The organism is Rania fehmarnensis (genome assembly GCF_056494185.1).
Map to the genome: position 1 here is coordinate 3,780,955 of NZ_CM151398.1, position 12,865 is coordinate 3,793,819.

10 protein-coding genes are annotated in these 12,865 nt (G+C 55.1%); 6 read left to right on the forward strand and 4 right to left on the reverse strand.

The features are described 5' to 3' along the window. Positions 1-7: 7 nt before the first annotated feature. The 3 genes from SH573x_RS12605 to SH573x_RS12615 form a co-directional block, all read right to left on the reverse strand. A complete protein-coding gene (locus tag SH573x_RS12605; RefSeq protein ID WP_479355519.1) occupies positions 8-1,138 on the reverse strand; it encodes a Gfo/Idh/MocA family protein in 1,131 nt (376 codons plus the stop codon). Positions 1,139-1,353: 215 nt separating this feature from the next. Further along, positions 1,354-2,385: a sugar phosphate isomerase/epimerase family protein gene (locus tag SH573x_RS12610; RefSeq protein ID WP_479355521.1), complete on the reverse strand. Its 1,032-nt coding sequence runs from the start codon at positions 2,383-2,385 to the stop codon at positions 1,354-1,356. 200 nt (positions 2,386-2,585) lie between these two features. Next, positions 2,586-3,848 carry a hypothetical protein gene (locus SH573x_RS12615; protein WP_479355522.1) on the reverse strand — a complete coding sequence of 421 codons (1,263 nt, stop codon included), beginning with the start codon at positions 3,846-3,848 and terminating at the stop codon, positions 2,586-2,588. Positions 3,849-4,150: 302 nt separating this feature from the next. Between SH573x_RS12615 and SH573x_RS12620 the strand changes: the two genes are divergently transcribed. From SH573x_RS12620 to SH573x_RS12645, 6 genes are all read left to right on the forward strand, one after another. Continuing rightward, positions 4,151-5,323, forward strand: coding sequence for an aldose 1-epimerase family protein (locus SH573x_RS12620; RefSeq protein WP_479355524.1), 1,173 nt, complete (start codon positions 4,151-4,153; stop codon positions 5,321-5,323). A gap of 5 nt (positions 5,324-5,328) precedes the next feature. Beyond that, the gene (locus tag SH573x_RS12625; protein WP_479355526.1) at positions 5,329-6,957 is read left to right on the forward strand and encodes a hypothetical protein; all 1,629 of its coding nucleotides are present in this window, start codon (positions 5,329-5,331) and stop codon (positions 6,955-6,957) included. Positions 6,958-7,299: 342 nt separating this feature from the next. Further along, positions 7,300-7,590, forward strand: coding sequence for an SAM hydroxide adenosyltransferase (locus tag SH573x_RS12630; protein WP_479355528.1), 291 nt, complete (start codon positions 7,300-7,302; stop codon positions 7,588-7,590). Continuing rightward, positions 7,587-8,999, forward strand: coding sequence for an adenosylmethionine--8-amino-7-oxononanoate transaminase (gene bioA, locus SH573x_RS12635; RefSeq protein ID WP_479355530.1), 1,413 nt, complete (start codon positions 7,587-7,589; stop codon positions 8,997-8,999). The genes SH573x_RS12630 and bioA overlap by 4 nt, the downstream gene beginning before the upstream one ends. A gap of 52 nt (positions 9,000-9,051) precedes the next feature. Further along, complete coding sequence (locus SH573x_RS12640) at positions 9,052-10,092, forward strand: WD40/YVTN/BNR-like repeat-containing protein (protein WP_479355532.1); 1,041 nt, start codon at positions 9,052-9,054, stop codon at positions 10,090-10,092. A 191-nt stretch (positions 10,093-10,283) separates the two neighbouring features. After that, positions 10,284-11,213, forward strand: coding sequence for an SGNH/GDSL hydrolase family protein (locus tag SH573x_RS12645; RefSeq protein ID WP_479355534.1), 930 nt, complete (start codon positions 10,284-10,286; stop codon positions 11,211-11,213). A gap of 165 nt (positions 11,214-11,378) precedes the next feature. On the opposite strand, the gene SH573x_RS12650 is transcribed toward SH573x_RS12645, so the two are convergent. Continuing rightward, positions 11,379-12,692, reverse strand: coding sequence for an SHD1 domain-containing protein (locus SH573x_RS12650; RefSeq protein WP_479355536.1), 1,314 nt, complete (start codon positions 12,690-12,692; stop codon positions 11,379-11,381). Positions 12,693-12,865 lie beyond the last annotated feature (173 nt).

Sequence of the window (12,865 nt, forward strand, 5' to 3'; positions counted from 1 at the left end):
GGCTGAACTAGATGTTAACCCAACGGCCACTCTTGGCACTATCCAGTACCGCATCGCAAACGCGCTGAGTTTCCAGGGCATCACGGAACGTGGGATGCGCTGGTTCGCCAGTTTCGAGACTCTTGAGGAAGTCAGCGACTTGGTGAATAAACGTATGCTCGTAACCGATTTGCAAACCTGGGACCCACCAATTACCCATGTAAGGTTGATCGCCATCGGAGACGTGAACACTGCGCCAACCCCGGACGATGGACTCGTCACCATGATCGAAGTATCGCAAACGGTGCAGGTCATGCAGATCCCAGGACATGCTGCCATGTTCGCCATTGATCTCGAGCGTATAAAGTGCCTTGTGTCCGCGGGCGTAACGCGTCGATTCAAAGAGGCCCAGCGAACCATTGTTAAAGTGGCACAAGAACGAACAAGCATCATCGATACCGACTGGTTGTTTCTTGCCGGTCTCGGCATGCACGCGTTCCTTGACGAACGTCTCGGTAACGGCCGTCACGTCGCGGATGCCGCCGTTGAGCCAAATCGCGGTATCGATACAGTGTGCTAACAAGTCACCGGTCACTCCGCTGCCAGCGGCTTCGGCATCCAAACGCCAAGTGCCCGCGCCACCTTGAGGCACTTCGGCATTGATCGTCCAGTCTTGCAGAAAGTTGGCACGATAATGGAAGATGCGACCTAGCTTGCCAGACTCTAGGATCTGCTTGGCTAGTGTCACGGCTGGCACGCGGCGATAGTTGTACCAGACCATGTTGGCCACGCCAGCTGACTCCACTGCCTGGCACATCTCTTCGCCCTCGGCCACATTCATGGCGAGTGGTTTCTCGCACAAGATCATCTTGCCAGCCTTGGCGGCGGCGATGGCGATCTCTTTGTGAATGTTGTTGGGCGTACAAATGTCAATCGCATCGACGTCATCGCGGGCGATCACTTTTCGCCAATCGGTTTCAATCGATTCATAGCCCCATGTGTCAGCAAAGGACTTGGCCTTCTCCGCATTGCGAGCGCACAGAACTTTTAGTACCGGCTTGTACTCGCTCTTGAAGAAGTGATTGGCTTGCGAGTAGGCGTTCGAGTGCGCCTTGCCCATGAAGCCATAGCCGATCATTCCAATACGCAATTCTTTCATGGTGAGTGCTTTCTGAGTGAGTTTAATTTTGGGGAAGTTGGTGCCTGTGTGGCATAGGCTTCTAGTCTGTGTTTTTGGTGTGGCATAGGCTTCTAGCCTGTGGCTTTTTTAGTGTCACACAGGCTGGAAGCCTATGCCACATTTGGGTTACCACAGGCTGGAAGCCTATGCCACATTTGGTTTTCCACAGGCTGGAAGCCTATGCCACATTTGGGTTACCAGCCGTGGGCTTCGCGGACGGCGATCATGGTCTTAAGGATCGTGTTCCAGGTTTCGGTTTTTTCGAGCGTAGCATTGGGGAACATGCAGCCGTCCCAACATATGTGCTCGATGCCACGCGCGGCTGCGTCCTTCAGCCAATAGCCCGAGCAGCGGACGATATCGAGCTTGCCATTGGGATCGTCAGCCGGGCAGTGCTTGCCCGTCTTGTCGTGAGCGCCTGCGCCGTGCACCTGGCCGTCGTTCTGGGCGACGTGGAAGTCGATGGTCCAAGGACGCAGCTTGTCAGTCATTTGTTCATACGCTGCGTAGAACTCTTCGTCCTTGTAACCTTCCTTGATCAAAGCGCACTCAGGCGCGTTGTAGCCTAGCAAGTACAAGTAAGTGTGTGCCAGGTCGGCTTGGAAGCCCAACGACTGCGGCATGCCGACTTCTTCCAACAAGTTCAGCATGTCTTTCCAGCTGTGCATGCCTGCCCAGCAGATTTCGCCCTCAGCTGCTAAACGTTCGCCGCTATCGGCGGCGATCTTGGCCGCTTCGCGGAAGGTCTCGGCGATCTTGGTGGTGTTGGCCTTAGCTTCGGCCCGCCACTTCTCGACACCGAATTCGGCGGAGTCAATGCGGATGACACCATACTTGCGCACGCCATGTTCGTTGAAGACTTTGGCAATGCGGCAAGCGACCTTCACGGCTTCCAAAAACTTTTGACGCGCTTCGGCATCACCCATGGAAGAATCGCCAACGGTCCCCGGCCAGACAGGCGCGACCAGCGAACCAACTACGAAACCCTTGGACTGAATCAAGTCGGCGATGCGACGCAGTTCGGCATCGCTGGCGTATGGATCGGTGTGCGGATGGAATAGAAAGTAATCAATGCCCTCGAAGCGCTGGCCGTTGACGTTGGCTGAAGCTGTCAAGTCGAGCATCCGTTCCAGGCTGATCGGTGGCTCTTGGCCTTCGCCATCGCCTTTGCCAACAAGGCCGGGCCACATGGCGTTGTGCAGTTTGGGTTTCAGATGCTGACCCATGTCAATACTCCTGAGAGGATGAGGTGGTGGTGTGATTGTTGGTGAGAATTTAGCGGGGTAACCAATAGAAATCCCGGATGGTCATCCGGGATCTCCCTATCGAGTTGGAAGGGTTGCGTTAGGTCGGGTTCCTCGTCTAACGTCGTTCAACCGAGGCTAACGCCAACGGCTAAAATGCAACCGAGGCTAACGCCTACGGTTTAGTTCTGCTTCCAGGCACCGTTCTTGGGCAAGTCGGCGTGTACATCTGGACCGAAGTAGCGCAGGCCGACTAGTGGTTCGGCACCAGTGTTTTCGATGACCACACCGGCGGTAGCCGCTTCGTACGAGATAAAGACTTCGTCTTCGGTATTCTCGCCGAAGTTGATCATGGCTGGTGTTTGCAAGGCCAGTTTGCCCATGCGACCTTTGCCTTGAACCGTAATCCAACCGCTTGCACCGGGATCTTTCAGTGTGCACTTGGCACCAGGCTCGATCGTCAACTCTTTGGCACTGAACAACTGTTGACCATCGATGCTGCCGTACACTATCCACTTGTCGGTATAGCCATCGCCACTGGATTTGGTGTCGACGATGGGTTCCAAGTAGTTGCTATCCTTGAAATGCGTATCGACGTTTTTGTCCCAGTCGAGCTGGCCGATGATGAAGTCGAGGTCGTGGTGTTTTTCTTTCGGCATGTCTTTCACTAGTAACGACCAAGGCACATAGCGACCTTCGACGATCGATTGGAACATACCGAACACATCGCTGCCCCACTGTGGTTCGTAGGTGCACAGCGAACCAGGTGCGTGCAAGACGCCTGGCGGAATCAGCCAACCGGTACCGCGCTTCAAGCGATAGGCGCGCGAAAGGTCCAGAATGCCATTGTCACCTTTGTTCCAGTTTTCCAAGCAGCGACGCAAGTCATCTTTGGTCGTGCCAGGTTCCAACCCCATAAACGTATAACAGAAGTTGTTATCGACGTTGTTGTATTGAGGTGGGAAGTAATAGCTTTCCGGCTTACCCTCTTGTCCCACCAACGCCGCATCCTTTTGAGACTGGTGCATGTGGTGCGGAATTGGGCCCATGTTGTCGAAGAACTTGGAGTAGACTGGCCAGCGATTGTACTTGCCAAAAATCTTGTCGCCGACCAAACGCTTGCCCGCTTCGCTGACTGCATCGCGGAGCAAAAACTTTTTGCCTTCGAACAAACAGAAGCTCAATCCTTCGTGCCACACTCGACCTTCATTGGCGGCTTCGGTCGTGGAAGAGAACCAGCGTTCATCGATACCACCGCGATCCGCTCCGAAGGCATAAAGGTCGGTTGGGTTTAGCTTGATGCGGCGGCCGGGGTGCAAGAAACTGCGCGGGACCCAAGTCGGAGTTAGTCGCAGAAGACCTTGGCCGGCATCGAGCGCACTGTTGAGAAGCTTGGCAATACTGTCGCCCTTGATGTGGCCTTCGTCGAGTTTAATTTGTGACATTTCTGTGGTTCTAAGATCGAAAAGGGGGTGAGTGTTGGCCAGCGTCTCAGCAGGTTGCATGATGACGCTGACGTTGGAGTGTTTGAAAGGTTCGGTTTGGGGGGCTCGAAACGCTTGACGCGTTCCGCTACGCCGGCTGGGGGCCGAAACGCTTGACGCGTTCCGCTACGAAGACGGGGGTCCGAAACGCTTGACGCGTTCCGCTACTGGCTTTACGCAGCATGCCTGTTTTATTCCGAGCGGCTACCGGTTACAAGTAAGGGCATTCACTTTCCCCGGCCCAACTTCAAAATGTGAAAATTATGCCAATTAAACTCCCACCAGCTCGAACAGTCGCCGCAGTCCCTAATCTTGCCCAATCGTTTCTTGCCACTAGCCTGACGGCGCGATGCGCCGGGGGCGAATTTCGCATCGATCGCCTGTTGCTGGAGGGCGGGCGGCGTGGCGGGGTTGAGATCTTAATGGTGGATACAGGCTCGGTAAGGGCAGCGATCGTGCCGACGCGTGGTATGAGCCTGTGGAGAGCTCATATTGATGGCCTGGACTTGGGTTGGCGGTCGCCGGTGGATGGTCCCATTCATCCCCAGTGGGTGGCAGTGGAAGAAGCAGGCGGACTCGGCTGGCTCGACGGCTTTGATGAGTTGCTGGTGCGGTGTGGCCTGCGGAGTTTCGGCGCACCTGATTTTGACGCAGACAGCGGTCGACTTGCTTATCCGCTTCACGGACGCATTGGCAACCTGCCTGCGCAAGACGTCACGATTGAACTCGATGCCGATCACTCGCTGCTGCACGTCAGTGGGCAAGTATGTGAGACGCGTTTCTTGCAATACGATCTGCGGCTGACCGCCAAATATACTTTTGCGATCGATACGCCTACCATTACCATCAGTGATTCGGTGCGCAACGCCAGCGACAGCCCGGCGACCATGCAGTTGTTGTATCACATCAACGTCGGTCAACCGCTGTTGGGCGCGGGCAGTCGGATGCACCTGGGCGCAGCGCGAATCGTGGCTCGCAACGCACACGCAGCCCAAGATTTGGAAAAATGGTCGGATTATTTTGGGCCAACCCCAGGTTATTCGGAGCAAGTTTATTTTTCTGCGGCTGCTCCAGGCAACGATGGTTGGGCTACGTCACTGTTGACATCGCCCGATAGCAAAAGTGGATTTGCCGTCCACTATCAAGCCAGTACGTTGCCTTTCTTTACTCAATGGAAGAATACGGTCGGTGCGCGCGACGGATACGTCACCGGCCTGGAGCCTGGTACAGGCTTCCCAAATCCGCGTTCCTTCGAGGAAAAACAAGGCCGAGTAATAACGCTGGACAGCGGTCAATCTCGTGACTTTAATCTAAGGCTAGAAGCTGTTACTTCGGGGCCGAAGGTTAGCCAGCTAATTAGCCAGTTGGCCAGCGTTAGAAACAACCAATCAGAGCTCGCCCCTTTTGATGCTGATTGGTGCGTTCCTAGAGAATGATACAAATGGACAGTACAAGATCGGCCTGGGGATTAGCCGCACTGGTAATCCTTACGCTCAGCGTCCGCATTGCGGCCATCGCCCTATCGTGGCCAGAGTTTGCCAAAGACACCGATAGCTATGGCGCACTGGCCGTGCATCTGGCAACCACTGGCACCTTTGGCTTTCCAAAGCAAGACGAGCAGCCAAAGGATACTGAGCAGCCGAACGATACTGAGCAGCCGAACGATACTGAGCAGCCGAACGATATTAATATTTCAGAAAATGTCGAGCAGTCAAAGTCATCCGATCAGAAATCGGCAGTTGAATCCAAGTCAACAGGGCCCACTGCGAAAGAAGGCTTAAAAGCTGCTAAGAGCATTCCGATGCGGCCGACTGCGTATCGGCCGCCGTTGTATCCTGCTCTGCTGTGCGGCGCATGTGTGGACGGCAAGATCGACAAGATGATTGTGGCGGCCATCCATGTCACTCTGGGACTGCTGACGGTGCTGACCGTTTATTATCTTGGATATCGCATGTACCTGGTCCATCCCTGGGTACCTGCGTTGGCCGTGGCGCTTGATCCAATTCTGCTCAAGCAGAGCACAGAGTTGATGACCGAAGGCCTGGTCACCTTTCTCTCTGTGTGGGCTTGGGCGCTCTACTTGGTATTGATCAGGCCAACTCTTGCGGAACTGGGACAAACTCTGTTTGGTATGCGGTTGTGGCTAAGGACTTCGCTGTTCTTGGGCTTGGCGTTGGGCCTGGCGTGCTTGACTCGGCCGACCATGTTGCCATGGGCATTTATCGTGGTGGGCAGTTTGGGGCTGCGTACCAGTGAAGCTGGAAATCGCGTATCGATTATCTCCGCCGCGCTGCTGGTCCTGCTGGCTTTGAATGTCGGTTGGATGATGCGGAACAAACGCGAATTGGGACAGCCTATCCTCACCACTACTCACGGCGGTTACACGCTGCTGCTAGCCAACAATCCGGTCGTGTACGATCATTTTGTAAAGAAAGGCCCCGGCCGAGATTGGCCAGAAGACGTCTTTCATTACTTGTGGTCCTTGCGTGATCAACGTGGCCAACCAGATGCTACAACACCGGAATTCTGGAGCAAAAAGCAGCAAGAGTTGGCTGTGAGCGAAATGGAACAGGAAATCCAGCACGTAGCTCCCATCCAGCTTGAAACTCCCATCGATGAACTAGCCGATGACCAGCGAGCAGCCACTGCGGCAATCAACACGATCAAGGATCGACCGGCGGTCTTTGCACAATCTTGTTTGTATCGCCTCAATTGGTTCTGGGCGTTGTATCCGCATTTTCCACAGGACAAGCTGACTGACGAGGCGAGTACTGTTAGTAAAAGTTACAAAGAAGTCCTATTGGTCTACAAGAAACCGATGATGCAGTGGATGATCGGAGTCTGGTACACCGCGTGGTTCCTTATGGCTGCGCTGGGCCTGTGGCGCTTGCTGGACGTAATCTCCAGCCGGCAGTGGTTGGTTCCACTGATGTTGGTGTTGACGCTTACAGCTATTCATTGCATTTATTTCAGCAACATGCGCTTCCGAGCTCCGGTGATGCCGGTCGTTTATATGATCGCCTGTTGGCCACTCTTACGCGTCCGTACGCTGCCTAGGTTTGCCCTCTAAGCTCATTTCGTAGCCACCGTTGCCAGACGGTGGACGCGTTCTCGTAGCCGAAGTCGCCAGACTTTGGAAGCGTTTCGGTGGTTCATCCAATCTCTGGCGAGATCGGCTACGGGACTAGCGGTGGTTCATCCAATCTCTGGCGAGATCGGCTACGAGATTAGCTTTTCTTGAAATTCGCGCTGTTGCCCGTCTTGTCGCGGTCCGCTCCAGACTGGACAATCTGGCCAATTGACGGTCAGCTCGTCTGTGTCGCTCAGCCTTAAGAGCGATCGAAAGATGGATTCGGCGAGCATTGGGTACAGGGATGTGGCTAGTGGTCAGTGCAGCTGAGGGATCGCCATTGTGCCAGGTTCGATCAAGGGCAAAGTCACGCAAATTGACAGTTGCGGCAGCCTAATAACCGACATCCAAGCCGACCAACTAGTCGACGCTCCACGCGATGCCAGTGTACGAGTCACCGTGGATGAACATGAAACCTTTGGCATCTTCGGTTTGGAACACGGTCAGCCGGAGATGACTCTGATCGCCATTCTTCCTGAGTCGGCTGGATCGTTGCGTATTGAATTGGTGAGCGATAGCGCTAGTGCCATGTTGGGCGTACGCGCCGGTGCACCCGTCGAAGTAATTTGGTGACCGCCAACCATTCAATGCCTTCGAATAACTCTACAACTGCGGGAATCGCCATTAACGCCCAGGCAGCTCCCGCTCGTCAACAGCTGGAACAGTGGGACCGCGAGCACTACTGGCATGCGTTCACGCAGATGTCGGAGTATGTGCCCTTCATAATCGAGCGGGCTGAAGGCGTTTACCTGTACGACATGGTGGGCCGCGCTTACCTGGATGGTGTCAGCAGTTTATGGTGTAACGTACATGGTCATCGCCATCCGTACATCGACGCAGCCATTCAAGCTCAGCTGCGCAAGGTCGCGCATGTAACTTCGCTGGGCATGAGCAACCCAACGACCATTCAGCTGTCGCGGCGTCTGGTCGAACTAGCTCCGGGATTTGGCAGCCCATCAACATCTCCAGATCAGGCCCTCTCGCGAGTCTTCTACAGTAGCGATGGAGCCTGCGCGATCGAAGTGGCTTTGAAGCTGGCCTTTCAATACTGGCGTCAATGCGCAAGTCCAGAACCCCAGCGCAATTTGTTTTTAGCCGTCGGCAATGCGTATCACGGCGATACGCTCGGTGGTGTCAGCGTGGGCGGAGTCAGCCGCTTTCACGCGATGTTTGATCCACTACTGTTTGATGTAGTTCGCGGACCATGTCCCGATACGTATCGCTTACCTGCAGGTGTGAATTTGGCTGATGCCTGCGACTACTACATAAACGAATATCGACAACTGCTTGCGCGTTTCGGTGAGCGAATCGCGGCTGTGATTATCGAGCCACTGGTGCAAGGTGCAGCCGGCATGGTCATGCATCCACCCGGCTTTCTGCAGGCTCTGCGCCAGCTATCTCAAGAATACGGCATCCTGATGATCGCCGACGAAGTAGCCGTCGGGATGGGACGCACGGGGAAGATGTGGGCTTGCCAGCATGAAGAGGTCGTACCTGATTTCTTGTGCTTAGGTAAGGGATTGACCGGTGGCTACTTGCCGATGGCTGCCACACTGACCAACGATCGGGTGTGGAATGCCTTTCTCGGTCGATACGACGAAAGTCGTTCGTTCTTTCATGGTCACACATACGGTGGTAATCCTCTGGCAGCTGCCGCGGCGCTGGCCACGTTGGATTTGTTCGAGATCGAAAATACGCTCCAGCAAGTTGCCCGTCGAACTGATACATTGACACAGTTGTTGGCACCGCTGTCCGAAGTTCGTCAATGCGGCCTGATCGCGGCTATCGAACTGGTGCGCGATGCTCGTACAAAAGAACCTTATCCCTGGTCCGAGCGACGCGGGCATGCTGTCTGTCAGAAGGCGCTACAAGACGGTGTTTGGTTGCGACCACTAGGCAATGTGATCGTCATCATGCCGCCGCTTTGCATCAGCGATTCTCAGTTGGGGGAACTGGTGGACGCCGTGCGAAAAGCCCTCTGATGATTGAAGCCGCGCGCAAACATCGAACATCGAACATTAAAGACTGAGACCCATGCGTACCTTAGCCGTACTCTGTACGTTACTGCTGGCATCAGCAGCGCCAGCTCAAGTCACCTGGCACGAGTACCCAACGGGTTCGTCCGCTAGTTTGCGCGGCGTGGCGACTGCAATGCAAGCGGATCAAAAGTCGGCGGTTATCTGGGCCAGTGGGACAGCTGGAACCGTGTTACGATCGCTTGACTTAGGTCGGAGCTGGCAAGCGGTAGGCCCGGCCGAGCATTCCAAGTTGGACTTTAGGTCGCTGCACGCCTGGGATGAAGAGAAAGCCATCATCGCTAGTGCGGGAACTCCGGCGCTGGTGCTGGTCACCAGCGACGGTGGCGAGCACTGGCAGGCAGTACATCGCGACGAGCGCCCAGCGGCGTTTTTCGATGGGATGAAGTTTGTGGATGATAAGCGCGGCGTGTTGTTTGGCGATCCCATCGAAGGTCGCTTTTGCGTCTTTACGACGCAAGATGCGGGGGCGTCTTGGCAAGCGGTCGATAGCCAGAATTTGCCCGAAGTGCGAACAGGTGAAGCCGCCTTTGCGGCCAGCAACTCGGCCATGATCGTTCTTGCGCCAGCTACCATCCTGATTGGAACCGGTGGGGCCGAACAAGCTAGTTCGCGTATTTTGCGCTCCCACGACTTTGGAGTGACCTGGCACGTTGATACTTGCGCACTGGTCAGTCATAAGTCTGCAGGTGTGTTCTCATTGGCTTACGAGCCTGCGATGCAGCGCCTGGTTGCCGTTGGTGGCGATTATCAACCCGATGCCCAGTCAGCAACGACAACTGCTGTGGGCGCGATAGGACACGGCTTGTCACCAGCCAGCGTTCCAATTGCCGAGTATCGATCAGCCGTGGTGTACAGTCTCGGCAATTCTTCAACCCAGCGTGGATTCTACGCCGCCGGTCCAACCGGGACCGATTATTCTGAAGATGGATTAGTCTGGAAACAGTTAGGCTCGACCGGATTCCATGCATTGGCTGTGCTGCCCGATCAATCCATCGTAGTCGTTGGTTCCGGCGGTCGATTCGCGCTGGGGCAGTAAATGTGGTTAAACGCCTCGCCTGGTTACCAGGCTCTGCCTGGTAACCCACTGCCTTGCAGGCTCCGCCTGCGTGTCCCAAGACGCGACAAGCGTTGTGGCTTTACTGACGAATCAACGAAACGCTTGACGCGTTCCGCTACCGATGAATCAACGAAACGCTTGACGCGTTCCGCTACGAAGGGGAAAGAGCTATGACGTTGAAGCGACGCTTGACATGGTGGCTGGCACTTGGTCTATGTCTGGTGCTGGCAGTTCTCTTTTACCAGCGATACTTCTTAGCGCGACCGATCGGCCATGGGCCGGCAGGGCCAAAACTTGACCAGGCTCCGTTTGCCACGATCTGGAGCGACCAACCAGTTCGGCTGGTTGGCTTGGGCGACAGTGTGACAGCGGGCCTGGGCGCACGCTCGGTGGCTCATTCGTACTTCAATCGCATGTTGCGCAATCCGGATGATGAATATGCAGAGATGCAAGGCATCAGTCTGTCACATGTCTTGCCAAACATCACGGCTGAGAATCTCGCGATCTCAGGTTCCACTTCGGATACGCATCTGGAAGTCATCCACGATAGACTCAAGACCGCCGAGCCCAATGTGTTTGGCATCGTGGTTATGACCACCGGTGGCAATGATCTGATTCACAGCTACGGAAAGGCTCCACCCCGCCAGTGTGCTATGTACGGCGCGACGCTAGAACAAGCTGAACCGTGGATCGCTGAATTTGATCAACGCTTGAGCGAAATGATCGTGGCAATTCAGGCAGCCTTCCCAGGCGGGTGCGAAATCTATGTGGCGGACATTTATGACCCGACCGATGGCGTGGGCGATGGCAGCAGTCTGGGACTCTCCGATTGGCCGGATGGTCTCGAAATTCATGCTCGATATAACGCCATCCTGCACCGCTGCCAGGATAAACACAGCGGCGTTTACGTAGTGCCTCTGCACGCGACGTTTTTGGGACATGGTTCGCACTGCGCGCAGTTCTGGCGCAGCACTTATCGCCGCGATGATCCTCACTACTGGTTCTACCACAATGTCGAAGACCCAAACGACCGTGGCTACGATGCGATCCGCCGCGTGTTCCTGCAGACGATCGTTGATAAGACCAGCCTGCGCAAGTAGCGGAACGCGTCAAGCGTAGTCCTCGTACCCAGGCTCTGCCAGGGCACGCACTGACTCGGAGGCTCTGCCTCCGTTGCTTCAAGCGCGATAGCAGCGATGAGACGCGCAGGCGGAGCCTGCGGGGCAGTGGGTTACCAGGCAGAGCCTGGTAACCAGGAAGCGGTTTTACAGACCTGCACCCATACTGGCGGCGTCTTTGCCACGTTTGAAATTGGATGGCATGCCGCCGCTGTTGGGCATGCCACCGCTATTGGGCATGCCACCACTGCTGCCGGACATTCCGGGCGTCATGCCAGGCGTCATACCCGACATGCCAGGTGAAGACATACCGGCCATACCGCCAGGCTGTGCACGCATGGCGCTGGATACGATGGGGTCGAGGATCTGATTGAACTCTTGTTGTGTCTTGGCTTTGGCCAGGGAAGCGAGAATGGTGTTAACAACAGTCAAGCCTCCCTTTACTTGTCCGCGCACCGTATCGATTTGAGCTTGATCCATGCTCTCTAATTGGCTGCGGAAATCGGCCAGCTGTTGCATGGCCTTCTCCAGTTCTTCAGGTTGCCAGTAGCCATCGATCTTCTTGTAAGTGACGATCTTCTTTTTCTTGTTGGAGCTCGTCACTTCGACTTTGGCGGAGTCAGCCGTCTTTTCCAGTACTTTGTATTTTTCATCTTGCAATGCAGGGAACGCTTCTTTGCCAAAGGCGGCTTGAAGAGCCGGCAGCGATTTGTTGTACGCTTTCATCATGTCGTTGCCGAAGAGCATGATCCACGGGCCAACGTTGCCTTCTTTAAAATTCTCGCTGCTCCAGGTCGACTTCTGAGTCATCAATTGGACTACGGGTTCTAGCGCTGGCAAACCGGCAGTGACCGCCTTGGCTACCTCGGGTTTGGCTGCCACCAGAGGATGTCCAGCAATGAATGAACGTTTATCGCGCACGATGGTTAATACATTGGGCAGTACAACTTGCAACTGGCGGAACGTATTGGGCCCTAGAACATCCGCACCTTTGGAAATAACCAATTCAAGTTCCGTGCGCATTTTTGGAGGCAAAGCATACCAGCCCGCCTCTGGGTGACCTGCCTTCATCTGGGCGTACAGAGTGTCAAGGTACTCTTCGATCGTCGAGTCGGCCGGGAACGGATCAGCCGGCAGAGGCGGAGGAGCGAAAGACGATGGCAATGGCGGCGCATCAAACGCCTTGGGATCAGCCATCTTCTTTGCTTTGTACTGACTCGACAGGCTCAGCTTGGCATACGGCACAGCCTTGGTCTTGCCATCAGCAGTTTGCAGATTGACGTTGCCGTCGGTCAGCCCCATAAACTTGGCTTCGATCTTGAATTGTCCCGTTTCATCCAGCCAGGTTTCCACGTTGCCCGATTGAGCGTGAAGAGACGTAGCCATGCTGAAAACCGCTACAGGCACGACCAAAAGCAGGCGGCGCGTGCGGTTACCGATGGACTTGAGTGACTCGAGCATTGAAAGGTGCTCCGGCGTGAGAATATCTGAAAGCAGGCAATAAATGAATTTTATCAGCAATCGAGTCTGATCGCCAAGTCGCTGGCGGTCAACTTAGGGGAGAATTAAGTCTCCTTTTGCTCCGCAAAAGGCGCAGGGGCCTTCGCATCGCCATCGATTGCGGTTGGATTTTG